Annotated in this window: 19 protein-coding genes; 12 read left to right on the top strand and 7 right to left on the bottom strand. The window is 64.2% G+C overall.

Annotation, left to right across the window (positions count from 1 at the left end; all coding sequences use genetic code 11):
* The first annotated feature begins 122 nt into the window (after window positions 1–122).
* Window positions 123–2213: a RelA/SpoT family protein gene (locus FMM02_RS05190; RefSeq protein WP_147493863.1), complete on the top strand. Its 2091-nt coding sequence runs from the start codon at window positions 123–125 to the stop codon at window positions 2211–2213.
* Window position 2214: 1 nt separating this feature from the next.
* Here FMM02_RS05190 and FMM02_RS05195 read toward each other — a convergent pair whose 3' ends face one another.
* Entirely contained in the window at window positions 2215–2847 is a 633-nt protein-coding gene (locus FMM02_RS05195; RefSeq protein ID WP_187107854.1) for a dioxygenase family protein, read from the bottom strand.
* Between the two features lie 55 nt (window positions 2848–2902).
* Complete coding sequence (locus FMM02_RS05200) at window positions 2903–5191, bottom strand: NADP-dependent malic enzyme (protein WP_147493865.1); 2289 nt, start codon at window positions 5189–5191, stop codon at window positions 2903–2905.
* A gap of 128 nt (window positions 5192–5319) precedes the next feature.
* On the opposite strand from FMM02_RS05200, the gene mutS reads away from it, so the two are divergent.
* Together mutS and FMM02_RS05210 are read left to right on the top strand one after the other, a co-directional pair.
* On the top strand, window positions 5320–7887 hold the full coding sequence (gene mutS / locus FMM02_RS05205; RefSeq protein ID WP_246104832.1) for a DNA mismatch repair protein MutS: 2568 nt from the start codon (window positions 5320–5322) through the stop codon (window positions 7885–7887).
* The gene (locus FMM02_RS05210) at window positions 7887–10607 is read left to right on the top strand and encodes a [protein-PII] uridylyltransferase (RefSeq protein WP_147493867.1); all 2721 of its coding nucleotides are present in this window, start codon (window positions 7887–7889) and stop codon (window positions 10605–10607) included. Before mutS ends, FMM02_RS05210 begins: the two co-directional genes overlap by 1 nt.
* A 47-nt stretch (window positions 10608–10654) precedes the next feature.
* Here FMM02_RS05210 and FMM02_RS05220 read toward each other — a convergent pair whose 3' ends face one another.
* The 3 genes from FMM02_RS05220 to thrS form a co-directional block, all read right to left on the bottom strand.
* Window positions 10655–13630: a TonB-dependent receptor gene (locus FMM02_RS05220; protein WP_222703831.1), complete on the bottom strand. Its 2976-nt coding sequence runs from the start codon at window positions 13628–13630 to the stop codon at window positions 10655–10657.
* Window positions 13631–13826: 196 nt separating this feature from the next.
* Window positions 13827–14345: a translation initiation factor IF-3 gene (infC, locus tag FMM02_RS05225; RefSeq protein ID WP_147493868.1), complete on the bottom strand. Its 519-nt coding sequence runs from the start codon at window positions 14343–14345 to the stop codon at window positions 13827–13829.
* Window positions 14346–14525: 180 nt separating this feature from the next.
* The gene (gene thrS / locus FMM02_RS05230) at window positions 14526–16550 is read right to left on the bottom strand and encodes a threonine--tRNA ligase (protein ID WP_147493869.1); all 2025 of its coding nucleotides are present in this window, start codon (window positions 16548–16550) and stop codon (window positions 14526–14528) included.
* Window positions 16551–16686: 136 nt separating this feature from the next.
* On the opposite strand from thrS, the gene FMM02_RS05235 reads away from it, so the two are divergent.
* The 8 genes from FMM02_RS05235 to FMM02_RS05270 are packed head-to-tail and all read left to right on the top strand — an operon-like array spanning window position 16687 to window position 20682.
* Complete coding sequence (locus FMM02_RS05235) at window positions 16687–16866, top strand: hypothetical protein (protein WP_147493870.1); 180 nt, start codon at window positions 16687–16689, stop codon at window positions 16864–16866.
* Entirely contained in the window at window positions 16863–17279 is a 417-nt protein-coding gene (locus FMM02_RS05240) for a hypothetical protein (RefSeq protein WP_147493871.1), read from the top strand. Before FMM02_RS05235 ends, FMM02_RS05240 begins: the two co-directional genes overlap by 4 nt.
* Window positions 17276–17476, top strand: a complete 201-nt coding sequence (locus tag FMM02_RS05245) for a helix-turn-helix transcriptional regulator (RefSeq protein ID WP_147494979.1) — start codon at window positions 17276–17278, stop codon at window positions 17474–17476. Before FMM02_RS05240 ends, FMM02_RS05245 begins: the two co-directional genes overlap by 4 nt.
* A gap of 52 nt (window positions 17477–17528) precedes the next feature.
* Window positions 17529–18299, top strand: coding sequence for an alpha/beta hydrolase (locus FMM02_RS05250; protein ID WP_147493872.1), 771 nt, complete (start codon window positions 17529–17531; stop codon window positions 18297–18299).
* Window positions 18296–19012 carry a tetratricopeptide repeat protein gene (locus FMM02_RS05255; RefSeq protein WP_147493873.1) on the top strand — a complete coding sequence of 239 codons (717 nt, stop codon included), beginning with the start codon at window positions 18296–18298 and terminating at the stop codon, window positions 19010–19012. The genes FMM02_RS05250 and FMM02_RS05255 overlap by 4 nt, the downstream gene beginning before the upstream one ends.
* Window positions 19013–19071: 59 nt before the next feature.
* A complete protein-coding gene (locus FMM02_RS05260) occupies window positions 19072–19485 on the top strand; it encodes a VOC family protein (protein ID WP_147493874.1) in 414 nt (137 codons plus the stop codon).
* Entirely contained in the window at window positions 19485–20219 is a 735-nt protein-coding gene (gene gloB, locus FMM02_RS05265) for a hydroxyacylglutathione hydrolase (protein ID WP_147493875.1), read from the top strand. The genes FMM02_RS05260 and gloB overlap by 1 nt, the downstream gene beginning before the upstream one ends.
* A gap of 52 nt (window positions 20220–20271) precedes the next feature.
* Window positions 20272–20682 (top strand): hypothetical protein, encoded by a 411-nt coding sequence (locus FMM02_RS05270; protein ID WP_147493876.1) that lies wholly within the window; start codon window positions 20272–20274, stop codon window positions 20680–20682.
* A gap of 3 nt (window positions 20683–20685) precedes the next feature.
* Here FMM02_RS05270 and FMM02_RS05275 read toward each other — a convergent pair whose 3' ends face one another.
* Window positions 20686–22485, bottom strand: a complete 1800-nt coding sequence (locus FMM02_RS05275) for an AMP-dependent synthetase/ligase (protein ID WP_147493877.1) — start codon at window positions 22483–22485, stop codon at window positions 20686–20688.
* Window positions 22486–22584: 99 nt separating this feature from the next.
* Here FMM02_RS05275 and FMM02_RS05280 point away from each other — a divergent pair, with 99 nt between their 5' ends.
* Entirely contained in the window at window positions 22585–24285 is a 1701-nt protein-coding gene (locus tag FMM02_RS05280) for a gamma-glutamyltransferase family protein (RefSeq protein WP_147493878.1), read from the top strand.
* On the opposite strand, the gene FMM02_RS05285 is transcribed toward FMM02_RS05280, so the two are convergent.
* The gene (locus tag FMM02_RS05285) at window positions 24282–25304 is read right to left on the bottom strand and encodes a quinone-dependent dihydroorotate dehydrogenase (protein ID WP_147493879.1); all 1023 of its coding nucleotides are present in this window, start codon (window positions 25302–25304) and stop codon (window positions 24282–24284) included. The two genes, FMM02_RS05280 and FMM02_RS05285, sit on opposite strands and share 4 nt — an antisense overlap.
* Window positions 25305–25342: the final 38 nt, after the last annotated feature.

A 25342-nucleotide genomic window follows, 5' to 3' on the forward strand; every position in this document is an offset into this window, starting at 1 on the left:
GTGCCGCATCGCACGCGTGCGGCACGACAAAAGGGCCGGATCGCCGCGACTCGACAGCGTAGCGAGCCGGCCCTTTCTTTTCGCGCTTGCGAAGTGACCCCCGGCGCCCCCACATTGGCCCCATGTTGAGACAATATGAGCTGGTCGAAAAGGTTCGGGCCTATGACCCCGATGCCGACGAAGCGTTGCTCAACCGTGCTTATGTATTCTCGATGAAGGCCCATGGAGCCCAGGTACGGGCGTCCGGCGATCCCTATTTCAGCCACCCGATCGAGGTCGCCGGCATCCTGACCGACCTGAAACTCGACGACGAGACGATCGTCACCGCGATCCTGCACGACACGATCGAGGATACGGTCGCAACTCCCGAGCAGATCGAGAAATTGTTCGGAGCGAATGTCGCGCGTCTGGTCGACGGAGTCACCAAGCTCAGTAAGATCGAAGCCCAATCCGAGAGCGAGCGGGCGGCCGAGAACCTCCGCAAGTTCCTGCTCGCCCTAAGCGACGATATCCGCGTGCTGCTGGTCAAGCTGGCCGACCGGTTGCACAACATGCGGACGCTTCACCATATCAAGAATGAGGAGAAGCGCCGGCGCATCGCTCGCGAGACGATGGACATCTATGCCCCGCTTGCCGAGCGGATCGGCATGTACGAGATCATGAACGAAATGCAGGGCTTGGCCTTTCGCCAGCTTGAGCCCGACGCATTCGCCTCGATCACCCGGCGGTTGAAGCAGCTTCACGATGCCGGCGGCGACCTCGTCAGCCGGATTGGCCTTGGCCTGCAGCTTCATCTTGCCGACCACGGGCTTGAAGCCGAAGTCACGGGCCGCGAGAAACATCCCTATTCGATCTGGAAGAAGATGGCCGAGCGGCACATCAGCTTTGAACAGTTATCCGACGTGATGGCGTTCCGGGTGATCGTCGACAGCCCCGACGAATGTTATCGGGCACTTGGCCTGATCCATCAGCGCTGGCCGATGGTCCCCGGCCGGTACAAGGATTATATCTCGACGCCCAAGCGTAACGGCTACCGGTCGCTGCACACCACCGTCATCCACGATTCCAAGTCGCGCATCGAAATCCAGATTCGCGACCAAGCGATGCACGCCCAGGCCGAGCGCGGGCTTGCCGCGCATTGGGCCTATAAGGAAGGCCAGCCGGCCGATGATATCAAGGTCCCCTGGATCAGCGACTTGGTCGAAATCCTCGACCATGCGGCAAGCCCTGAAGAACTGCTCGAACACACCCGCATGGCGATGTACCAGGATCGGATTTTCGCCTTCACTCCGAAAGGTGAGCTGATCCAGCTGCCCAAGGGCGCCACTCCTGTCGACTTCGCCTATGCGGTACACACCGACCTCGGCGACCAGACGGTCGGAGCAAAGGTCAACGGTCGGGTCGTGCCGCTGCGCACTATTCTCGACAATGGCGACCAGGTCGAAATCCTTGCTTCCGAGGCCCAGCATCCCCAGCCAAGCTGGCTTCGCTTCGTCGTCACCGGCAAGGCCCGCGCCGGAATCCGGCGCTTCGTCCGCCACAAGGAACGTGACGAAACGATCGAACTGGGCTGCAAGATTTATGACGAGATCGTCGCCCGACTCCCGGCCCCGCTCGCGCCTGATGCGCTTAAGCGCGCGGTGAAGACGCTGAAGCTGGAAGATTCCGACGCGCTGATGATCAAGATCGCTCGCAGGTCGATCGGCGATGCGGAGTTGATGGAGGCGCTGATGCCGGGATCCGCCGGCGGCGACGTGGCGCCACGCCCGCTGGGACAGCGCACCGCAATCTCGATCAAGGGTCTGACCCCGGGCGTCGCCTACGACCTTGCCACCTGCTGCCACCCCATTCCCGGCGACCGGATCGTCGGGCTTCGCCGGGAGGATGAGGGGATCGAGGTCCATGTCATCGGCTGCGACAAGCTGGCGAGCGGGATCGACGCCGACTGGCTGGACCTCGCCTGGGGTGACGGGTCGGATGGTGGAACCGCCCGGCTGATGATCATCCTGCGCGATATCGCCGGGGCGCTTGGCGAAATGGCCAGCATCCTAGGTGCGAAAGGTGCGAACATCGTCAACCTGGGCCTCGCCCACCGCGACGGTAGTTTCCATACTTTCCATGTCGACGTCGAAGTCCATGACCTCGCTCATTTGCACAGCCTCATCGCTGCGCTGCGCGCCGCCGAGGGCGTGAGCCAGGTCGACCGTATCTAGATCAGCCGCTGACCAGCACGATGGTCCAGCGGAAGGCCAGCGCCTGCGGGTCCGCCGACAGCCGGTCGATTGCCTCGGCAATCAGGCCGGCGCGATGTTCGGCCCGATTTAGGATCGGATCGCTGGAGTTAAGCGCTTCGCCTGGAAAATACATCTGCGTAACGAGCCGCTCGGTCAGCCCGTCGATGGCGAAATGGATATGGGGCGTACGCGTCCCGATCGGGGTGTCATAGGCGGCAGGCTTGATCGAGCGGAACCTGAATTCGCCGTCCTGGTCGCTGGAGAGTCGCGCGAAGCCCTGGAAGTGCGCGTCGAGCGCGGCGGGGTTGGCCCGGTCGCCCGGATGGTCGTAACGACCGACGGCATTGGCCTGCCACAAGTCGACCGTGGCCCCGGAAATTGGCTGGCCGCCTACATCGACAATTCGGCCGATGACTTGGATCGGTTGGCCGATCGCGACTTCGCGGCTCCCCTTCAGCCGGGTAAGGTCTGCGTCATGGTCGGCGGGCCTGACAATCGGATAGAATGGCCCCAGGTCTTGGGCCGACGTTACCTTGAGCGACTGGGCCTTTACCGCGGATACGCCTGCTACTGCCGCGGCGCCAGCAACGAGGTGCCGCCTGGTGATGTGCATGGTCGAGTCTCCCCCTGCGGGACAGTTCGACCATAGTCCGTCGTCGCCTTGAAAGCTACGCGCGCCGCTCCGGCGCCTTACGGATCGCATCGGCGCCGCCCGACGCCAGCACAGCAAGCGTAACGAGATCGGACGCCGTCGCGGTCATCGGCGCGATCTGCACCGGCAGGCTCATCCCCATGAGATAGGGTCCAAGCGCGATCTCGCCGCCCAGCGCCTTGATCAGCTTGGCGCTGATGTTCGCCGACTGGAGACCCGGCATGATGAGGATATTGGCGGGCCCCGTCAGGCGCGAGAATGGATAAAAACGCGCCTGCATCTCGTGATTAAGGGCGACATCCGGCCCCATCTCCCCTTCATATTCGAAGTCGGTTTGAAGCGAATCAAGCTGGCGGACCGCTTCGCGCAACTCTTCGATGTGGCGGCCCGGAGGATTGCCAAAGGTGGTGTAGCTGACGAAGGCGACGCGCGGCTCTTGTCCCATCCGCCGTGCGAAGGCGGCCGAGCGAATGGCGACTGCCGCAAGCTGCTCGGCTGTAGGCCGTTCGGTAACCGCAGTGTCGGCAATCAGCACGGTGCGGCCGCGGGCGGCCACCACATGAATCCCGAAAGGCGTTGGTCCAGCATGTTCGTCGATGACCCAGCGCACCTGCTGCAGGGATTGGCTGAACGGCCGGGTGGTCCCGGTGATCATCGCATCGGCCTCGCCCATCGCCAGCATCGCGGCGGCGAAAGTATTGCGATCCTGGTTGACCATTCGCTCGACCGCGCGGCGCAGCATGCCGTTGCGCTGGTGCTTCGCATAGATGTAGTCGACGGCCCGCCCGACCAGCGGTGAGTTGCGGCTGTTGAGCACCTCATAGCTCGTCGGGTCGTCGACCCCGAGCGCCTTGAGCCGGTCGTGGACGTCGTCGCGCCCGACCAGCACCGGCGTGCCATAACCGCCTTCGCGAAAGGCAATCGCGGCGCGCAGGACATTTTCTTCCTCGCCTTCAGCGAACAACACTCTCTTCGGGTTGGCCCGGGCCGCATCATAAGCAAGGCTCAGCACCGACGCTGTTGGATTGAGTCGGGACCGCAATGTCTGTCGATAGCGGTCCATGTCGGCGATCGGCTTTTGCGCGACACCGCTGGCCATCGCCGCCTTGGCGACTGCCGCCGGCACAATTTCGATCAGCCGGGGATCGAATGGAGCCGGGATGATATAATCGGGTCCGAAATGGTGGCTCACTCCGCCATAGGCAGCGGCTACTTCCTCCGGCACCGCCTCGCGGGCCAATTTGGCCAGCGCCTGCGCTGCAGCGATCTTCATATCCTCGTTGATCTCGGTCGCGCGCACATCGAGCGCGCCGCGGAAGATGAAGGGAAAGCCAAGGACATTGTTGACCTGGTTGGGATAGTCCGAGCGGCCGGTGGCGACGATCGCATCGGGCCGCGCCGCCTTGGCCTCAGGCGGCGTGATTTCGGGGTCCGGATTGGCCATTGCGAAAATGATCGGCTGCGCGGCCATCGCCTTGACCATTTCCCCCGACACGGCGCGTGCGGCGCTGAGGCCGAGGAACACATCCGCCCCTACCAGCGCTTCAGCCAGGCTGCGCGCATCGGTCGGGACCGCATGGGCGGACTTGAACTGGTCCATTTTTTCGCGGCCGGGGTAAAGCGGACCCGAGCGATCGCACATGATGACATTGTCGTGGCGGACGCCCATCGCCTTGATCAACTCGGTGCAGGCGATTGCCGCGGCGCCCGCCCCGTTGACCACCACCTTGATGTCGCCGAAGTCGCGGCCGGTCAGGTGACAAGCGTTGATGAGGCCAGCGGCGGTGATGATCGCAGTGCCATGCTGATCGTCGTGAAACACCGGGATGTTCATGCGCTCCTTGAGCGCGGCTTCGATGATGAAACAGTCGGGCGCGGCGATGTCTTCAAGATTGATGCCGCCGAAGCTTGGGCCGAGCACTTCCACCGCTTCGATGAAGCGCTGGGCATCGGTCGTATCGAGCTCTAGGTCGATCGAATCGACATCGGCGAAGCGCTTGAACAGCACCGCCTTGCCTTCCATGACCGGTTTCGACGCCAGTGCGCCGAGGTTGCCGAGGCCGAGAATGGCGGTGCCGTTGGAAATGACCGCGACAAGATTACCCTTGGCGGTGAGGTCATAGGCCTTGGCCGGGTCCGCGGCGATAGCTTCGACCGGCACGGCGACGCCCGGCGAATAGGCCAGCGACAGGTCGCGCTGGGTCGCCATGGGCTTGGTCGCCACGATTTCAATCTTGCCTGGCCGGCCGCGCGCGTGAAAATCAAGCGCTTCGTCGCGCGTGAACTTGACGTTGCTCTCGCTCATTCTCTCTCCTGTCGCGGAGCGCTTTAGCGACCTTTCCGACAAAGAGTCACCCTCGCTTGAACCACTCTTTGCCGCTACGGTTTTTTACGATGGCCAGAGCCGACCGATCCGCACCCAAGCAAACGCCAATGATGGCGCAATATCACCGCCTCAAGGCCGAGGCAGGCGAAGCGCTGCTATTCTATCGGATGGGCGACTTCTTCGAACTCTTCTTCGACGATGCAAGGGCCGCCGCCGCGACCCTCGACATCGCCCTGACTACGCGCGGTGAGGACGGCGGAGAGCCAGTGCCGATGTGCGGCGTGCCCGTTCATGCCGCCGAGACCTATCTTGCCCGGCTGATTCGCGCCGGCCACCGCGTCGCCATTGCGGAGCAGGTCGAAAGTCCCGCCGAAGCGCGCAAGGCGCGCGGTTCAAAGGCGCTCGTAGAACGCGCCATCATCCGGCTGGTGACACCCGGCACGCTGACCGAGGAAGCGCTGCTGGAATCGGGTAGCAGTAACTGGCTTGCGGCGGTGGCTTGCGCCGGAGAAGAATGGGCGGTTGCTGCGGCCGACATCTCGACCGGACGGTTCGAGCTGGTTGCCTGCGAGGCAGGTGACTTGGAAGCCGAACTGGCACGCCTGGGGCCAGCCGAGACGATCGGTGCTGGCGAGGTTCCGGGAATCACTCTTTCGGAGGGCAAGGGCGGATTTGACAGTCTGGCCGGCGAGCGGGCGCTAAAGGCGCGGTTCGGGGTCGCGACACTTGACGGGTTCGGATCGCCGGGTCGTGCCGAGTTGGCGGCTGCGGGCGGACTGTTCGCTTATCTCGACGCGACCCAGAAGGACGCGATGGCGTTCCTCGCAGCGCCGCGCCGGGTGGCCCGGGGCGGCCATATGGCGATCGACGCCGCGACCCGCGACAGCCTGGAGATTTGCCGGGCTCAGGGCGGCGAGCATCGCGGCAGCCTGCTGGCCTGCATCGACCGCTGCGTGACTGCGCCGGGCCGTCGGCTGCTTGCGGAGGACCTTTCCGCCCCGCTGACAGACATTGCGGCGATCGAGGCGCGCCTGGCATTGGTGCAATGGCTCCGCGAGGAGCCGATCCGCCGCGCCCGCCTGCGCAATGCGCTGAAGGCACTACCCGATATCGGCCGCGCACTCGGCCGACTGGTCGCGGGCCGCGGATCGCCGCGCGATCTCGGCTTGCTGCGCGATGGACTCCGGGCGGCGGCGACACTCAAACAGGATCTCGAAGCCGAGCCCGACCGTCCGGCGCTCCTCGCCCGGCTCCTCCCACAGCTCGGCGGCCATGCAGCACTGGTCGACCGGCTGGCCTTGGCCATCGTTGCCGCACCGCCGCTGGATGCGTCCAAGGGCGGCTACATCGCCGAGGGATATGACGACGCGCTCGATGCGCTGCGCAACGCCAGCAGCGACGGGCGCCGGGCGATCGCTGGGCTGGAATCCCGCTATCGGGAAGCAACCGGCATTGCGACCCTCAAGATCCGGCACAATGCCGTGCTGGGCTATCATATCGAGGTCAGCGCGAGGCATGCCGATCGACTGATGGCTGAAGACAGCGGGTTTACCCACCGCCAGACCCTGGCCGGGGTCGTGCGCTTCAACAGTCCGGACCTCCATGCCGAGGCGAGCCGGGTGGTCGAGGCGGGCGCCCATGCGCTGGCCGCCGAAGCCGCGCATTTCGAAGTCCTGAGCGCCGCCGCCGTCGCCTCGGCCACGGCAATCGCCGCCACCGCCGACGCAATCGCGCGCATCGACGTCGCGGCCGGCAATGCCGAGCGCGCTGCGGAAGGCGGCTGGTGCCTGCCGCGCCTGGCGGACCAGCCTTGCCTCGAACTCGAGGGCGGGCGCCATCCGGTCGTCGAGGAAGCGCTCGCGGCTGACGGTGAGCGGTTCATCGCCAATGGTTGTAATCTCGGCCCTGCCGATCGCCTGTGGTTGATCACGGGCCCCAACATGGGCGGGAAGTCGACCTTTCTTCGCCAAGTGGCCATCGCGGCGCTACTTGCCCAGGCTGGTTGCTACGTCCCCGCGACGCGCGCGCGCATCGGAATCGTCGACCGGCTGTTCTCCCGGGTCGGCGCGGCAGACAATCTGGCTCGCGGCCGCTCGACCTTCATGGTGGAGATGGTCGAGACCGCCGCAATCCTCGCCCAGGCCACCCCCAACAGCCTCGTCATCCTCGACGAAATCGGTCGCGGCACGTCCACCTACGACGGGCTTGCGATTGCCTGGGCTGTCGTCGAAGCGATGCACGACCAGGTTCGTTCACGGACGCTGTTCGCCACCCATTATCACGAGCTGACCCGCCTTGCCGACCGGCTCGATTCGCTGTCGCTGCACCATGTCCGGGCGCGCGAGTGGAAAGGCGACCTCGTGCTGCTGCACGAGGTCGGCGACGGGCCAGCCGATCGAAGCTATGGGATCGCCGTCGCCAAGCTTGCAGGCCTTCCGCCAATTGTCCTTGCCCGCGCCCGGTCGGTGCTTGCCAAGCTCGAAGCCGGACGCGACGCCACCGGAGGGATCGCCGCCGGTCTCGATGATCTGCCGCTGTTCGCCAGTCAAAAGGTTGAGACCGTGGCCTCCGACCCGCTGGCTGAGGCGCTGGCAACGCTCGATCCCGACTCGATGAGCCCGCGCGATGCGCTTGAGGCGCTTTATGCGCTGAAGCGGCTTGCGGCGGACGGCTGATGCAGCGGCCACCGCGCTACGAATTGATCGTCGATCGGCGCCAGATCATCGACCGTCGACAGATCGCCGCCAGTCTTGCCGCCTTGCCCGATGCGAATTTGGCCGCCGCCGCGACCAGCCTGCTGCGCGATGCCTTGGTGGCGGGGCGCAAGGAGATCGCCCGTCGCTTTGCCGAAGAGCCCGGGCGCGGCCGAGTCATCGCGGCATCCTTTGCCTTCCTGACCGACCAGCTGGTTCGGCTCGTCTTCGACTTCGTCGAGCAGCGCCTCCATCCGGTGCCCGGCCGATTGCCGATAGCGGTCGTCGGCCTCGGCGGCACGGGCCGGGGCGAGATGGCCCCTTACAGCGACCTCGACCTGATGTTCCTCACTGCCGAGCCCGACGCGCCGGAAACGGTGACTCGGATCAAGGCGTTGCTTTACATCTTGTGGGACCTGCAGCTGACCGTTGGCCATTCCGCCCGCTCGCCGGACCAGATGCTTGCGGCCGGGAAGGAAGACATGACCGTCCGGACCGCCCTTCTCGAAGGGCGCTGGATCTGGGGGGAGGAAGCGCTGTTTCTGGACGCCCGGCGGCGGTTCCGCGAACAGATCATCAAATCGACCGAACGCGATTTCGTCGCTGCCAAGCTTGCCGAGCGCGATGCCCGTCATGAGCGGATGGGCGATAGCCGCTACGTCGTCGAGCCCAACGTCAAGGACGGCAAGGGCGGGCTTCGCGACCTGCATACGCTCTACTGGATCGGTCAGTATGTGTTCGGCGTCGAACGGCCGTCCGAGCTGGTCGCTAAGGGCCTATTCACCGCAGCCGAGTTCCGCCGCTTCGAACGCGCCGAGCGTTTCCTCTGGTCGGTGCGATGCCACCTTCATCTGATCGCCGGACGGGCCGAGGAACGGCTCGGCTTCGACATGCAGCGCCAGATCGCCGGCGACATGCGCTATGCCGACCGCCCAGGCAAATCCGCGGTTGAGCGGTTCATGCATTTCTATTTCCTCAACGCCAAAACCGTCGGCGACCTGACCGGCCTGTTCCTTGCCCAGCTGGATGAACAGCTGGCGTCGAAGGGGCGCCGCTTCGCGCTGCCTACGATCCGCAGGCGGCCGCGCCACTTGCGCGGGTTCATGCTCGACCGGGGGCGCCTGTCAATTCCCCACGACCGCTGGTTCGCGGAAAAGCCGGTGCGGCTGATCGAACTCTTCGCATTGGCCGCGCGCGACGGGCTGGAGATTCATCCGACGGCGATGCGAGCGGCCAGCCGCGATGCCCGGCTGGTCGACCAGGTCCGTGACGATCCCAAGGCCAATGCGCTGTTCCTTGAGGTACTGACCGCTCCAGACAATCCCGACTTGGTGCTCCGCTGGATGAACGAGGCTGGTGTGTTTGGCAGGTTCGTGCCCGACTTCGGCCGGGTCGTCGCGCAAATGCAGTTCGACATGTACCACCATTATACGGTCGACGAACATTCCATCCGGGCGATCGGCCTTTTGTCGCGGATCGAGCGCGGCGAGTTGGCCGAAGATCACCCACTGTCGACCGCCCTGTTCGCCCAGATCGCGTCGCGGCGGGTCCTGTATGTAGCGGTGCTGCTCCACGACATCGCCAAGGGGCGCGGGGGCGACCATAGCCAATTGGGGGCCGAGGTCGCGCTGGAGCTTTGCCCGCGCTTTGGCCTGGACGAGGGAGAAACGGAAACCGTCGCCTGGCTGGTTCGCCATCATCTGCTGCTGAGCAACACTGCTTTCCGCCGCGACATCGCCGATCCCAAGACCGTCGAGGATTTCGTCAGGGTGGTGCAAAGCCCCGAACGGCTTCGCCTGCTGCTCATACTGACCGTAGTCGATATCCGTGCCGTCGGCCCGACCACCTGGAACGACTGGAAACGACAGCTGCTGCGTTCCCTGTTCGACGCAGCCGAGGAACGGCTGCGGCTTGGTCACAAGCAGCGCGGGCGCACCGAGCAGGTGGCCGGTCGGCAGGAACAGCTTTCGGCGCAGCTTCACTGGCCTCCCGCTGCGGTCCGGGCGCACGGCCGCCGCCTTCCCGACAGCTATTGGCTAGCGGAACCGCCCGAATGGCAATTGGCCAATGCCTTGCAAGTAGCCGCGGCCGAAGCGCGAATCGGCGACCCAGTTCCTTCGCTGGAAGTTGCGCCCGACGCAGCTACCGGCATGACTCGGGTGTCGGTATTCTCGCCCGACCGACCTGGTCTGTTCTTTCGCATTGCAGCCGCGCTCAGCGGGGCGGGCGCGTCGATCGTCGATGCGCGAATTCACACCACGCGCGACGGGATGGCGCTCGACAATTTGCTGGTTACCGACGGACAGGGCCGTGCCTATGACGATCCCCGGCTGCGCAAGCGGCTGGTGACCGCGCTCGACCGGGCGCTGCGTTCAGACCAGCATCCGGCCTTGCCGAGCCTGGCGAAGGTTCCGCAGCGCGAACAGGCCTTCCGCGTCGCCCCCCGGGTGCTCGTTTCCGACAAGGCTTCGACCCGGACCACGGTCGTCGAGGTCAATGCCCGCGACCGGCCGGGCCTGCTCGCGCGCTTGGCCTGGATTCTTCATACCGCCGGGCATGAGCTCCATTCCGCGCACATCGCCACCTATGGCGAGCGGGCCGTCGACGTCTTCTATCTGACCGGCGCCGCTGGACGGAAATTGAGCGGTGAAGAAGTGGCAGAGCTTCGCAAGGCCATCCTCGCCGATCTCAGCGCGACATAGAAAATGGGCCCCGCCGGCACCGGCGAGGCCCTTTTGTCAGGTCCCGATCAGCCGCGCTCGGGTTCGGGCGGCGGCGGAGGCGGCGGAGGCGGAGGCGGTGGCGGCGGGCACACTGCGTCGGCCGCGACCATCGTTCCGTCCGAGCAGGTCTGCATCGGCGGCGGCGGTGGCGGCGGTGGCGGCGGGGCCGGCTCCGCGACAACTGGACGCGGTGCATCGAAACGTGCCTTGACCGTCATGCCAAAGGTTCGCGGCTCGGCCAGGAAGGTCGAGAAAATCTGCCTGCCGCCCGGATAGGCCGGATCCTGGAATGCCGCTGTCGTCGCGCCTTCCTGGAACGGCGAGTTGAAAGCGACCTGCTGGTAATTTTTGTCGAACAGATTCTGTGCCCATAGTTCGACTGCCCAGCGATCCTCGGGCCCGCGCACGCCGACGCGCGCATTGACCAGGGTGAAAGCTTCCTGGGTCTTCTGCGGGAAGAGGTCGGAACCGGTGTTGAACTTCCCGGTATGGCGGGCATCGATGTAGAAAAGGCCCGACAGGCCGCTTCCACCAATCCGCGGCGTCCAGGCCAGCGAGCCCGTCGCAACGAACTTCGGCGCATTGGACAGCTGGCGTCCGGGCAAGCGGCGAAGTGCCTGGTTCAGCGGCGAGCCATCGTCACGACCGACGAGGTCGCCACGGTATTTGGTCGACGAAACCGTCAAGCCGCCGTTGATGCGCAAGTCGCGCATCGGGCGAACCGACGCCTCAAGCTCGACACCCTGGGTACGGACACCATAGGTGACATCGTCCTTGTCACAGGCGCCGGTCGCCGATGCCAGCGGGTTGTAGTTGGGGGCGGCCGTAAACTTCGACTGATCTTCATCATCCCCGCCGAGATCGGACTTACAGCCGTTGATGTTCTGGACGATGAAGACCGTGCCGTCGAACGTGTTGAGCTGGAAGTTCTGGAAGTGCTGGCGGAACAGCGAGACGTTGAACGTCACGCCGCGCCCCGTATATTTCATGCCCAGTTCGTAGGCATCGACGATTTCCGGGTCGAACTGCAGGCCGCTGACCAGCGCCTGGGCGCCTCCGAGACTCGCGAAGGAGGGAATCGGGCTCTTGAGCGCGGAACGATCGAGGTTGAAACCGCCCGCCTTATAGCCGCGCGAATAGCTGGCGTAGAGCAGGATATCGTCGACCGGCTTGTACGACAGGACCGCGGTGCCGGTGAATTCATCTTCCTTGCGGCGGTCCTTGATCGTCACCCCGTCAAGTTCGGCGGTGCTGTTGCCCTGGCAGGACAGCGCGATGATCGCGCCGGCCGTGGGTGCAAGCGACGGGACAGCGAGGAAGCTACCAAGCGCCTGCTGGTTCTGGACGCAAGCGAGGTTGTCGTTGTTGAATTCCGCCTCGAGTTTCTTGCGCTCGTTGGTGTAGCGAAGCCCGACGGTGACATCGAACTTGTCGGTGACGTGGAAGATATTGTGCGTGAACAGCGCGAAGTTGCGGCTATTCTGCTTGTAAATGTCTCCGGTTGAACCGGCATCGCTCATCGCCCCGAGACGATCGATCGCGGCAAGGATGGTCGGTCCCGCAGCACCGAACGCCGCCGAGACGCCCGGCCGGGCGATCGGGTTAATGCAGCTAGGCGATGTCGGGCTGTAGACGCCGACCAACGGGCTTCCGGTGATCAGGCGGCAAGTCGCGAACTGACCATAATCCTCACCGAAGCGGAGCGAGTCCGCCAATGTCAGGTCTTCGTTGGCGTAATAGCCGCCGACCAGCCAGTCGAGCTTGTCGGCGAAAGCCGAGCCCTGCAGTCGCAGTTCCTGGCTGAAGGTCTGGAACTTGCGATAATTGGGGTCTTCGGCCTTGCGGTAGAGGATATCGACGGTGCTGAAGTCGAAATCGCCATGCTGTTCCGACTTGTAGCCGCGATAGCCGGTGATCGAGGTCAGCTTGGCGCCGCCAAAATCATAATCGAGCTGCAGAGACAGGCCGCCGTCGGTGGTCTTGCCCTTGTAGCTGCGGCCGGGCGTGACCCAGATGTCGCGCTTCCAGCCCTGGTCGAACGCACGCGGGTCCTGGCCGAGGTCGGTCAGGACGTTGATGATGTTATTGCCTTCATCGTTGATGCGCGGCGGAACTGATCCCGGCTCGATCAGCGGCGATGCCGGCTCGTTGAGGTTGCCGATATTGTCGTTGATGTCGTTGTTAACATAGATCGCGCCGCAGCACTTTTCCTTGCGCCACGTATAGTCGCCGATCAGACGAACCGTCAGCTGGTCGTTCGGTTCGAACAGCAGCTGGCCGCGGGTAAACCAGCGGTTGCGGTCGTTGACGTCGGTATCGTTGTTGATGTCGTCGTAAAAACCGTCGCGCTTGACCATCACGCCTTCCAGGCGGAAGGCGATTTCTTCGCTGAGCGGGCCGGTGATCCCCCCGGCAATGCGGCGGAAATCATAATTGCCGATGGTCGCTTCGCCATAACCGCCAAAGCGGAACGACGGTTCTTTCGAGAAGATGTGAAGCAGGCCGGCCGAGGCATTGCGGCCGAACAGCGTGCCCTGCGGGCCGCGCAGAACCTCGACGCGGTCGATCTCGCCCAGTTCACTAAGGCCGATGCCGGACCGCGAACGATAGACTCCATCGATGAACACTGCGACCGAGCTTTCGAGGCCCGGATTGTCGCCGACGGTACCGATGCCGCGAATACGGGCCGAGCCATTGGCTTCGGTGCTCGACGAGGAGACGAGCAGCGACGGGGCCAGCTGGTTGAGCTGGCGGATATCGCTTGCACCGCTGTTCTGCATTGCCTCGGACCCGACGGCGGTAACCGCGATCGGAACGTCCTGCAGGATCTGGCGACGGCCCTGCGCAGTGACGACGATCACATCTTCGTCGACAGCCGCGGCCTCGGTCGGCGATTCAGCGCTTTGCGCGGCGGGGACCGCCTCGGGGGGTGGCTCCTGCGCGAATGCCGGCGCCGAAAGGGCGATTATCCCGCTGGACAGCAGCCACGTGGACTTGCGCATGATTCATCCTCCCCTGTTACTTAATATTTGTTGCTAGGATTAATGCAGCGCGGCGTCCGTGCAAAGCGAACGCACGATCAGCAATGTCGAGAAATCATCCCTTGCGACAGAAATGTCACATGCCGCAGCGCAACAGAAAAAAGGCGCGGCTGCCGTAGGGGCAAGCCACGCCTTTTCGAACCAATAAGGTTCGCGATTATTTGGGAGCGATCACCATCAGCATCTGGCGTCCTTCCATGCGCGGGTGCTGTTCGACCTTGGCCACTTCGGCCGTGTCTTCGGCGACCCGCTGCAGGACGGCCATGCCAAGCTGATTATGAGCCATTTCGCGGCCCCGGAAACGCAGGGTGAGCTTCACCTTGTCGCCCTCTTCGAGGAACTCGAAGACCTTTTTCATCTTGGTCTGATAATCATGGTCATCGATGTTGGGACGCATCTTGATCTCTTTGATCTCCTGCGTCTTTTGCCGCTTGCGCTGCTCGTTGGCCTTTTTCTGCGCTTCATATTTGAAACGGCCGATGTCGAGAAACTTGGCAACGGGCGGATCGGCGCCCGGGCTGATCTCGACCAGGTCGAGGCCGACCCCCTGCGCCTGTTCGAAGGCTTCGCGCGTAAACATGACGCCCAGATTTTCGCCATTTTCATCGATCACCCGCACCTTCGGCGACTGGATGAACTGATTGTAGCGAGGGCCGGTAAAGGCTGGTGGCGCCATCGAGCGGCGCTGGTTGGGCGGTGGTATAACGCAATCTCCTTAAATCAATGTCCTGCGCGCGAATTAGGCGCTTGGGGCCGCAAAGGAAAGGGGAGGCGTGATAGTCCGGGCGATTTTCGGCCCATATTGTGGCGACTTGGCGTCACTCCGCCGCTGCCGACCGCCCACAATATGCTGCCTTTAGCCGCTCGTGGCCCGAAGATCGGGCGGTACGGCTTCCGCCGCGGCCATAGCGACCACATCCTCGAGGCCCATCACCTTCTGGTGCTCGTCGCTTCCGAGCCGGCGCACAGCCACCGTTCCTTGCTCGGCCTCGCGCTTGCCGACTACCAGCAGCAGCGGGACCTTGGCGAGGCTATGCTCACGGACCTTGTAGTTGATCTTCTCGTTTCGCAGGTCGGCCTCGGCGCGCAGCCCTGCGGCCTGCAACCGGACGACCAGCTGGCGTGCATATTCGTCGGCGTCGCTAACGATCGTCGCGACCACCAGCTGTACCGGCGACAGCCAGAGCGGAAACTTGCCAGCGTGATGCTCGATCAGGATGCCGATGAACCGCTCGAAGGTGCCGAGGATCGCACGGTGCAACATCACCGGACGGTGCCGTTCGCCATCCTCGCCGACATAAGTCGCGTCGAGCCGGTCGGGGAGAACCCGGTCGGACTGGATTGTCCCTACCTGCCAGGTGCGGCCGATCGCATCGGTCAGGTGGAACTCCAGCTTGGGGGCATAGAAAGCGCCCTCGCCCGGCAACTCCTCCCAGCCATAAGCGTCGGTTGCCCGGCCCGAGGCGATGACCGCGTCGCGCAGCTCGCATTCGGCCTTGTCCCACATCTCGTCGGTACCGAACCGCTTGTCGGGGCGAAGCGCCAGCTTGATTGCGTAATGGTCGAATCCCAGGTCCTTGTAGACGCTGTCGAGCAGGTCGCAAAAAGCCTGCACTTCTTCGACGATCTGATCTTCCCGGCAGAAGATATGGGCGTCGTCCTGGGTGAATTGGCGCACGCGCATGATGCCGTGCAGCGCGCCATGCGGCTCGTTGCGGTGGCAACAGCCGAATTCGGCCATGCGGATCGGAAGCTCGCGGTAACTCGTGATGCCCTGTTTGAAGATGAGGACATGGGCCGGGCAGTTCATCGGCTTCAACGCCATCAGCTCGGCGTCGCCCGACAGCACTGGCGCATCGTCCTCGGTCGAAGGAATTTCGTCCGGGACGGCGAACATATTCTCCCGATATTTGCCCCAGTGGCCGCTCTTCTCCCATTGGCGGGCGTCCATCAGCTGGGGCGTTTTCACCTCGGTATAGCCGGCCGCGTCGAGCCGGCGGCGCATATAGGATTCGAGCTGCCGCCAGATGAGGAAGCCCTTGGGATGCCAGAACACGCTCCCATGCGCTTCAGCCTGAAGGTGGAACAGGTCCATTTCCTGGCCGATGCGGCGGTGGTCGCGTTTGGCCGCTTCCTCCAGCCGGACGAGATGTTCGGCAAGCTGCTTCTTGTTGAGCCAGGCCGTGCCGTAGATCCGCGACAACATGGGATTGTTCTGGTCGCCGCGCCAATAGGCGCCCGATACACGGGTCAGCTTGAATGCCTGCGGGTCGAGCTTACCGGTCGAGGCGAGGTGCGGGCCGCGGCACAGGTCCATCCAGTCCGCTTCGCCACGGCCGGTCTTGTACATGGTTATCGGCTCGCCCTCGGGAAGCTCCATCACCCATTCGGCCTTGAACGTCTCTCCACCTTTTTCGAAAAAGGTGCGGACCTGTTCGCGGCTCCATACTTCGCGGATGAGCGGCTTGTCGGCGGCGATGATCCGACGCATCTCCTCCTCGATCGCAGGCAGGTCCTCGTCGGTGAACATGCCCCGGCCGGGAGGCGGCGCGAAATCATAATAGAAACCGTCCTCGGTTGCCGGACCGAAGGTGATCTGGGTGCCCGGGAACAGGTTTTGCACCGCTTCGGCCAGCACATGGGCGAAGTCGTGGCGGAACAGTTCCAGCGCATCCTTTTCGTCGCGCGCCGTGACGAGGGCGAGCTTGCTGTCGCGCTCGAACGGGCGGTTGAGATCGCGAAGCTCCCCGTCGACCCGGGCGGCAAGCGCGGCCTTGGCAAGACCCGGACCGATCGCTGCGGCGACGTCTGCAGGCGTCGATCCGTGCGGCATCTCGCGCACGGAGCCATCGGGAAGCGAAATTCGGAACATCTCGGACATGGTTTGCCCGTAGAGCGCCTCATGCCCCTCTTCAAGTAGCGCCCGGTACAAGCTCGCTTTACAGTGAGTAAAGGTAACTTGACAACCAACACCAGAAGTGTAAAGCTTGCTTGACGATTTGGGATGGGAGATGACCATGTCTGTTCAAGTTAAGGCCTTGCTCTGGGCGATTTTGATCATCGCCGCCGCTTTCTTCGCCAGATGGAGCGCGATGGATGACGATGCCGCGTTCGCCCTTTTGCTGGGACTTAGCGGCGCTTCGGTGGTCCTGCTGGGCGGGACGTGTTGCCGGATGTCGGGCGGGACCGCGCGATGAGCCCTAACAAGCTTGCGCAGCGCCGTTACCTGTGGCGGATCCTGGCGGTCGTGACGGTCTACATGGTCGCGGTGGTCATCGGCGGGCGGCTCCATCATGCCGGACAGCTTTCGCCCGCCGGGGCGGTCGCGGCAGCGCTGGTCCCGGGTCTTTGCATCGCCGCCACTTTCTGGGCAATCGGCCGGTTCATCGTCGAGCTTGAAGACGAATTCATGCGCATGCTGATGGTCCGCCAATCGCTCATCGCGACCGCTTTCGCCCTGTCAATTGCCGCCATTCACGGCTTCCTCAGCAGCTTCGACCTGGTCGCCAGGATCGACGCCTATTGGTGGCCAGTAAGCTGGTTCTTCGGTCTCGGGATCGGCGCCGCGGCAAATCGCATTCGTTACGGCACCTGGGGCCAATGTCTGTGAAGAACCGGCTGAAGATACTCCGCGCCGAGCGCGGCTGGAGCCAGCAGGTTCTCGCCGAGCGGCTGCAGGTGTCGCGACAGAGCATCAATGCCATCGAAACAGGTAAATATGACCCCTCGCTTCCGCTTGCGTTTCGGATCGCCGAACTGTTCGGGCTGACGATCGAGCAGATCTTCATCTCGCCATCGCAGGACTAGGCCCGGCCGCTTTTCCTTGTTCTTCGAGGCAGCGTCTCGCTAATGCGCGGCAATGGAACTTCCCGACCTCCCCTCGCCCGACCTCGCCTATTTCGATCCGGGCGACGGCCGCCGCATCGCCTATCGCCTGCGTGGCCCGAAGGAGGGCCGGGCAACCGTCGTCTTCCTGCCGGGCTATGCCTCGGACATGGAAGGGATCAAGGCGGAAGCGGTCGACAGCTTCTGCGCGACTCGCGGCATAGGCTGCCTGAGGATCGATTATTCCGGCACGGGATCGAGCGGCGGCGATTTCGCGCAGGGCACGCTCGACCGGTGGCTGGCTGAGATTCTCTCGGCGATCGATCAGTTGACCGAGGGCCCTCTGGTGGTCGTCGGATCGTCGATGGGCGGCTGGCTTGGCTTGCATGTTGCGCTCCAGCGCAAGGACCGGGTGACCGGGTTCCTGGGGATCGCCGCCGCGCCGGATTTTACCGACTGGGGATTTACGCAGGACGACAAGGACCTGATGGCCCGCGACGGCAAGCTGGAGCGCGCCAACGACTATGGCCCAGAGCCGTCGGTCACCTGGCTGGGCTTCTGGAAATCGGGCGCGGCGCACCGCCTTCTGCATTCGGCCATCGACATCACCGTCCCGGTCCGGCTCGTCCATGGCGACCAGGACCAGGACGTGCCGATGGGGGTCCCGCTGAAGCTGCTCGCCGACCTGCGTTCATCCGATGTCCAGCTTAGAATCATCAAGAACGGCGGACACCGCCTGAGCGAGCCGCATGAAATCCACGCGATCCTGAGCGACTTGCACGGCCTCGTGGAGCAGATTGCATGATCCTTGTCCTTGCCGCCGCCCTTTCTGCCAGCCTGCCCGCGAGCGCCTGCCCGACGGTCCTGACGGCCGAAGCGCAGGCTTGCCGGGCGATCGTCGCAAGCAAGTCCGGCGAGTTCGCCAAGGCGGCGCAGGCGTTCGAAAGCGCCGCCGAGCTAAGCCCGGCCGGAGACCCTGCGCGCGACCGGGCGCTTGCCGCGGCCGGCAATATGTGGATCGCGGCCGGCCAGGCTGGCAAGGCCGCGCTTGCGCTCGACAAGGCATTGGCCGGCGGCGGCCTGCGCGCAGAACAACACGGCCTTGCGCTGCTCGACCGCGCCCGCGCCGCTGAATCGCAAAACGATCTCAAAACCGCCCGCTCGAAGGTCAGCGAAGCTGCCAAGACCATCGCCGAAGATCCCTATCTATGGTTTTTCTCGGCGGCCTTGGCGATCCGCGAAGACGATATCCCGACCGCCAAGGCCGCGATCAACCGCGCGCTGGCAATGGCACCGGATTCGCCGGAAATCCTGTTCGAGGCGGGTCACGTCGCCCAGGCAGCAGGCGAGGAAGCCGCGGCACGCGACTATTGGCAAAAGACCATGACCGCAGACCCCAACGGCGCGTCGGGCAAGGCCGCGCGCGCCGCGCTGGCGATGACGGCCGCGCCGCTGACGGTCACCAACGCAGTGGCGATCCGACCGGACGGGGACGGTGAAGGCGGAAAGCCCGAATAAGGGTTGAAATTGGCGACGTCCGGGCCGACGTCGCAGGTTATGACTGCAAGACCCCGCCCATGAAATTCCTTCACACCATGCTTCGTGTAGCCGATCCGGATGCGACGATCGCCTTCTTCAAGCTGCTCGGCCTTGAGGAACGGCGGCGCAACGAGGTACCGGAAGGCAAGTTCACCCTCATCTTCCTCGGTATCCCCGGCGAAGAGGCAGAGATTGAGCTGACCCATAATTGGGCAAACACCAGCGGCTATGACGCCGGTCGCAACTTCGGCCACCTCGCCTTCCAGGTCGACGATATTTACGCGACCTGCCAGCACCTCGCTGACCATGGCGTGACTATCAACCGCCCGCCCCGCGACGGGCATATGGCGTTCGTGAAGACGCCTGACGGCATTTCCATCGAGCTGTTGCAAAAAGGGCGGCGCGAGCCGGCAGAGCCCTGGGCATCGATGCCCAACACGGGAAGCTGGTGATGCATTCATCACTGCAGATCGTCGCCGTTCCGGCCTTTGCCGACAATTATCTCTGGCTGGTTCATGACCCCGACAGTCGGGAGACCGCGGTAATCGATCCCGGCGATCCGGCGCCCGTCATGGCGGAAGCCGGTCGGCGCGGCTGGCGCATCGACAAGATTTTCAACACCCATTGGCACCCCGATCACACCGGCGGAAACCTTGCGATAAAGGCCGCGACCGGGGCCGACATCTGGGGGCCGGCGGGCGAGAATGGACGCGTTCCCGGTCTCGACCACCCGCTTGGCGAAGGCGATACGGTCCAGATCGGCGCGCATTGCGCCCAGGTCATGGAAGTGCCCGGGCATACGATCGGGCACATCGCCTACTGGTTTGCCGGCGACAAAGCCGCGTTCGTCGGCGACACATTGTTCGCGATGGGCTGCGGCCGGCTATTTGAAGGCACACCCGAGCAGATGCATGCCTCGCTGTCGCGGCTCGCCGGCCTGCCCGAGGACACCGAACTATATTGCGCCCATGAATACACGCTCTCGAATGCCCGCTTTGCGGCACAAGCCTTTCCGGACGATGCGGCAATCGCCGATCGGCTGCTGGCGGTAGAGCAGTCGAGGATCGCCGGGCAGCCGACCGTCCCGACCAACGTCGCGATCGAGCGCGCGACCAACCCGTTCCTGCGTGCCGACAATGCCGAACATTTCGCGCGATTGCGCGCCGCTAAGGACGATTATCGTTAGCCTGAGGTTCAGCCGAATATGGTATAACCCTGGCATCATGAGGAGAAGTGCGATGCGCCTTCCAATCACCTTGGCGACTGCAGCGGCTGTCGCCGCCCTCGCCTCCTGCACGACCGCCCCGGAGCGGGAAACAAGAAGTCCACAGGCCGCCGCCGAGCTTGCGGAAAAACTCGCCGGCAGGACGGCAGGCCCGACCAAGAGCTGCATTCCCAACTATCCATCGACGCAAATGCAGGTGATCGACGACTATACGATCCTGTTCGATGCCGGATCGACGGTCTATGTCCAGAACCCGCAAGGCGGTTGCCGAGGTCTAGCCAATGGCAGCTACACGCTGGTCACCCGGCAGTATGGCACCCAATTATGTGCCAATGACATTCACCGGATGGTCGATCTGCAAACCGGGATGCAGGGCGGCGCCTGCGTGTTCAGCGAATTCGTGCCGTACAAGCGACAGGGCTGAGCCCTAGCGCTTGTAGAGCGCGTCGAGCCGTTCTGCGTAGACTTTGCTGATGACATGCCGCCGGATCTTCATCGACGGGGTCAGCATCTCGTTCTCGACGGTGAACGGCTCGTCGGCGATGATGAAGCGGCGCACCTTCTCGATGATGCTGACCTCGGCGTTGACCCGGTCGACAGCCCTTGAAACCGCCTTGTGCATGGCATCCGGATCGCCCCTGAACGCCTTCGTCTCTTCGGGATCGGGGACCAGCAGCGCGACGAGGTGCGGCCGCCGGTCACCATAGATCATCGCCTGCAGGATTTCGGGCTGAAGCGTCAGCATCCCCTCGACCCGCTGCGGCGAGACATTATCGCCCTTATCGTTGACGATGAGGTCCTTCTTGCGGTCGGTGATCACTATCCGGCCATTGGCATCGAGATGCCCGACGTCGCCAGTCGCAAGCCAGTCGTCCTTGAGCACTCGCCCGCTTTCGTCCGGGTTGTGCCAATATCCCTGCATAACCAGTTCGCCCCGGACCATGATCTCACCGTCCTCGGCGATCCGCACCTCGGTATCCTTAAGCGGCGGCCCGACCGTTTCCATGCGGATGCCGGCCCTCGGCCGATTGCAGCTGATAACCGGCCCGGCTTCGGTCTGGCCGTACCCCTGGAGCAGCGGCAAGCCCATTGCCTGGAAGAACAGCCCGACCTCGGGGTTGAGCGGAGCCCCTCCCGAAACCATGGCCTTCATCCGCCCGCCGAACTTGCGTTTCACCTTGCGGCGCAGCGTCAGCGACAGGAGCCCGTTCATCGGCAAGTCCCACGGCGCCGATTTGCCCGAATAGCGTTTGGATTCGATCGATAGTGCCCGGCCCATGAGGTAGGCGGGAAGGCCGCCTTCCTTTTCGACCTGCTTCATGATCTTGGCGCGCAGCATTTCGAACAGGCGGGGGACGACAACCATGATCGTCGGCCGCACTTCCTCGATGTTGGCGGCGAGTTTCTCGAGGCTTTCTGCGTAGTAGATCTGCGCGCCGAGCGCGATCGGGAAGTGCTGCCCGCCGGTATGTTCATAAGCGTGGCTCGCCGGCAGGAACGACAGAAAGACTTCCTCGTCCCAGCCAAAGTCGTTGGCGATGACATCGATGCATCCGGCGACATTGTGCAGGATCATGCCATGATGCTGCATCACCCCGCGCGGCGCGCCACCGGTACCGCTGGTGTAAATCAGGCAGGCAAGATCGTCGCGTTTGACCGATGCCATCCGCAGTTCCAGCGAATCGCGGTCGCCGCCACTTGCCACCAGCTCGCTCCAATGATGGAATCGAGCGACATCGGGCGACTGGCCGGTGATGATGTCGTCGATCGAGATGACATGGTGGCATTCCGATGCGAACAGCACCGCCGGAAGCAAGGGCTTGGCGAGTTTCTGGGTTGAGACGATGACCGCGGCCGCGCCGGAATTGGCCAGAATATGCTGGTGGTCGCGGGTCGTGTTGGTGGTGTAGGTGGGGACGGTAATGCAGCCTGCGGCCATGATGCCAAGATCGGCAATCAGCCATTCCGGCCGATTTTCGCTAACCAGCATGACCCTGTCGCCGGGATTAAGCCCCATGTTGCGCAGGCTATCGGCCAGCGCAGTGACCTGCCGCGCAGCTTCCAGATAGCTGATCGCGGTCCATTGGTCGCCGCGCTTCGCCCAAAGGAAGGGCTTTTCGCCCTGCTCCCTCGCCCGGGTCAGGAACATGCTGACGAGGTTCGGAAAATGTTCGAGCTCGGTCCTGGCCACGCGGTTCACCCTCCTTGCCGCTTCTTCTCGCGCCATTGTCGGACGCGCGCGGTCGCGATGCTGTTTAGCGTAAAGCGCCGCGCCTGCCAGCCAAGCTGATGGACAGCGCTCGCCGGCCTCGCCTAAACCCCGGCGATGATGTGGCGTCGTCTGCTCCTCCTCCCCCTGCTGGCATTCGCCGGCTCCTGCGCTTCCCTTCCCGACCAGACATCCTGGCCGAATCCCGCGCAACCATTCGTCATCGCCGCCAATCCGCTGGCCGCCGCTGCGGGGATGGAAATTCTGCAGCAAGGAGGAAGCGCATTGGACGCGGCGATCGCCGTGGAAGCGATGCTGTCGCTGGTCGAACCGCAAAGCAGCGGCCTCGCGGGAGGCGCTTTCCTGACCTATTACGACTCGGCCAGCCGGGGCGTAACTGTTTACGACGGCCGCGAAACCGCGCCGTCACAGGCCAGCCCGACGATGTTCATGGGCTCCGACGGCAAGCCACTGCCATTCGGCGAAGCGGTGGTGTCCGGCCGTGCAACGGGGGTTCCAGGGGTGATTGCCATGCTGGCCGAGGCGCATCGCGAACATGGCCGACTGGCGTGGCGCGACCTGTTCGGGTCCGCGGAGCGCACGGCCCGGGAAGGATTCATCGTTAGCCCCCGGCTCGAGCGGATGATCGCCGGCCGCTTCCCCCAAAACCGTACGCCCGATGTCCAGGCCTATTTCGCTCGGCCCGGTGGCGGACTGATGAAGGCAGGCGACCGGCTGCGTAACCCGGCCTATGCGCAATTCCTCGCCAGGCTCGCGGCGCATGGCCCCTCCGCCTTCTATGCCGGCAGCACCGCCGCGCAAATCGTCCACAAGTCTCGGCAGGCGCCGCTCGGTGGCAGCATGACTTTGGCCGACATGGCCGCCTATCGCCCGATCAAACGCGAGGCGCTGTGCGGTCCCTACCGAGTCTACATCGCCTGCGTTCCACCGCCACCGTCGAGCGGAGTGGGCTTGCTGATGCTGCTCGGCATGCTTGAGCGGACCGATATCGCCCAGCGCGGCCCAAGCGATCCCCAGGCCTGGTTCCTGTTCGCCGAAGCCAGTCGGCTGATGTACGCCGACCGGGATCGCTACGTCGGCGATCCGGCCTTCGTCTCGGTTCCGGTCGCGGGCATGCTGGCGCCACCCTATCTCGAAGAACGAGCCAGGTTGATCGGCGCCACGGTGATGCAGCCGCCCGAGGCGGGGCGGCCAGCGGGCGCCCCGGCGACCGCAGCTGACCGGACCCGTGAGATTGCTGGCACCACCCATTTCATCGTTGGCGACCGGGCCGGCAATGTCGTATCGATGACCGCCACCGTCGAAAGCATTTTTGGTACCGGCCGAATGGTCGACGGCATGTTCCTCAATAACCAGCTCACCGATTTCGCCTTCGCGCCGACCGACGAGGTCGGGCGCCCGCAGGCCAACGCCGTTGCGCCGGGTAAGCGGCCGCGATCGTCAATGACGCCGCTGATTCTCATGGATCGCGACCGCCGCTTTGCCGGCGCGATCGGCTCCGCCGGCGGGAATGCGATCCTCGCCTATGTCGCCAAGTCGCTGGTCGCGGCGATCGACTGGGGCCTGCCGATGCAAGAGGCGCTGGCAGCACCGAACCTGGTCGCACGCGGCAGCAACTTTAATGGCGAAGTGAATAAATTCTCTCCGACGATGCTTGCAGCGCTCAAGGCGAAGGGAATCGAGCTGAAGCCCGGCCAAGGCGAGGACAGCGGCGTTCATGCCGTGATCATCCGGTCGGGCCAGGTCGACGGCGGCCATGATCCGCGCCGGGAGGGCCGGGTGCTCGTCGGAAGTTAGCCGATGACGTCGGACATGCTGGACACGCCCTCAAGCCCAAGCCGCTCGGCCAGGCCGTTGGCGATCCGCCGCGCCAGCCCGGGTCCTTCATAGACCATCGCCGAATAGAGCTGGATCAGAGAGGCGCCGGCGCGGATGCGCTCCCAGGCATCATCGACCGTTTCAATTCCGCCCGCGGCAATCAGCGGCAGCTGCCCGCCTGTCGCAGCCCGAAACAGCTTCAGCTGGTCAAGCGCCAATGGTTTGAGCGGCCGCCCGGACAGACCCCCGGCTTCCTTGGCATGGCGCGATTGAAGCGGCGGCCGGCCTATGGTCGTATTGGCCACGATCAGCGCATCGATCCCGCCGTCGATCGCTGCGCGGACGATCCGGTCATGGTCCCCGGTGTCGAGGTCCGGCGCGACTTTCAGGAAGACCGGCACGCCCGGAGTCCTTGCCCCGCCCACCGCAGAAAGCAGCTCGACTAGCTCACCGCCTGCCTGGAGAGTGCGCAGCCCCGGCGTATTGGGCGAGCTGATGTTCACGGTCAAATAGTCGGCCACCGGGCCCATTGCCTTGAGCCCAGCGACATAATCGGCGATCCGGTCGCCGCTGTCCTTGTTGGCCCCGATATTGACACCAAGGATTCCCCGCCGCTCACGCCGCTGCAGCCGCTCAAGCGCCGCCTGCTGTCCGCCGTTGTTGAACCCCATGCGGTTTATCACCGCCCGGTCCTCGACCAGCCGGAACAGGCGCGGCTTCGGGTTGCCGGGCTGCGGGCGGGGGGTCAGCGTACCGACTTCGACGAAGCCGAAACCCATGTCCAGCATCGCGTCGGGTACCTCGCCATCCTTGTCGAATCCCGCCGCGAGCCCGACGGGCGAGGGGAAGCGCAGTCCCGCTACGTGCTGCGAAAGACTCGGCGCAAAACTTGGCAACGCCCGCCTCGGTGCGAGGGCCAGCGCGCGGATCGTTGCACGGTGGGCGGTCTCGGCGTCGAGCGCGAAGGCGGCGGGGCGAAGCAGGGAATAAAGGGGCATTGCCGACTTGCCTTAGCGGGCCCGCGCAAACCATTCAT

Origin of the sequence: Sphingomonas xanthus (genome assembly GCF_007998985.1) — a bacterium.
In the GTDB taxonomy this organism is placed as follows: domain Bacteria; phylum Pseudomonadota; class Alphaproteobacteria; order Sphingomonadales; family Sphingomonadaceae; genus Sphingomicrobium; species Sphingomicrobium xanthum.

Bases quoted from the DNA above. Each gene is read 5' to 3' on its own strand.
- FMM02_RS05250 (WP_147493872.1), top strand. From the start codon at position 17,529: ATGGAACTTCCCGACCTCCCCTCGCCCGACCTCGCCTATTTCGATCCG.
- FMM02_RS05190 (WP_147493863.1), top strand. From the start codon at position 123: ATGTTGAGACAATATGAGCTGGTCGAAAAGGTTCGGGCCTATGACCCC.
- FMM02_RS05280 (WP_147493878.1), top strand. From the start codon at position 22,585: ATGATGTGGCGTCGTCTGCTCCTCCTCCCCCTGCTGGCATTCGCCGGC.
- FMM02_RS05285 (WP_147493879.1), bottom strand. From the start codon at position 25,304: ATGCCCCTTTATTCCCTGCTTCGCCCCGCCGCCTTCGCGCTCGACGCC.
- FMM02_RS05195 (WP_187107854.1), bottom strand. From the start codon at position 2,847: ATGCACATCACCAGGCGGCACCTCGTTGCTGGCGCCGCGGCAGTAGCA.
- FMM02_RS05275 (WP_147493877.1), bottom strand. From the start codon at position 22,485: ATGGCGCGAGAAGAAGCGGCAAGGAGGGTGAACCGCGTGGCCAGGACC.
- infC (WP_147493868.1), bottom strand. From the start codon at position 14,345: ATGGCGCCACCAGCCTTTACCGGCCCTCGCTACAATCAGTTCATCCAG.
- FMM02_RS05270 (WP_147493876.1), top strand. From the start codon at position 20,272: ATGCGCCTTCCAATCACCTTGGCGACTGCAGCGGCTGTCGCCGCCCTC.
- FMM02_RS05255 (WP_147493873.1), top strand. From the start codon at position 18,296: ATGATCCTTGTCCTTGCCGCCGCCCTTTCTGCCAGCCTGCCCGCGAGC.
- FMM02_RS05240 (WP_147493871.1), top strand. From the start codon at position 16,863: ATGAGCCCTAACAAGCTTGCGCAGCGCCGTTACCTGTGGCGGATCCTG.
- FMM02_RS05235 (WP_147493870.1), top strand. From the start codon at position 16,687: ATGTCTGTTCAAGTTAAGGCCTTGCTCTGGGCGATTTTGATCATCGCC.
- FMM02_RS05220 (WP_222703831.1), bottom strand. From the start codon at position 13,630: ATGCGCAAGTCCACGTGGCTGCTGTCCAGCGGGATAATCGCCCTTTCG.
- FMM02_RS05260 (WP_147493874.1), top strand. From the start codon at position 19,072: ATGAAATTCCTTCACACCATGCTTCGTGTAGCCGATCCGGATGCGACG.
- FMM02_RS05210 (WP_147493867.1), top strand. From the start codon at position 7,887: ATGCAGCGGCCACCGCGCTACGAATTGATCGTCGATCGGCGCCAGATC.
- gloB (WP_147493875.1), top strand. From the start codon at position 19,485: ATGCATTCATCACTGCAGATCGTCGCCGTTCCGGCCTTTGCCGACAAT.
- mutS (WP_246104832.1), top strand. From the start codon at position 5,320: ATGATGGCGCAATATCACCGCCTCAAGGCCGAGGCAGGCGAAGCGCTG.
- thrS (WP_147493869.1), bottom strand. From the start codon at position 16,550: ATGTCCGAGATGTTCCGAATTTCGCTTCCCGATGGCTCCGTGCGCGAG.
- FMM02_RS05200 (WP_147493865.1), bottom strand. From the start codon at position 5,191: ATGAGCGAGAGCAACGTCAAGTTCACGCGCGACGAAGCGCTTGATTTT.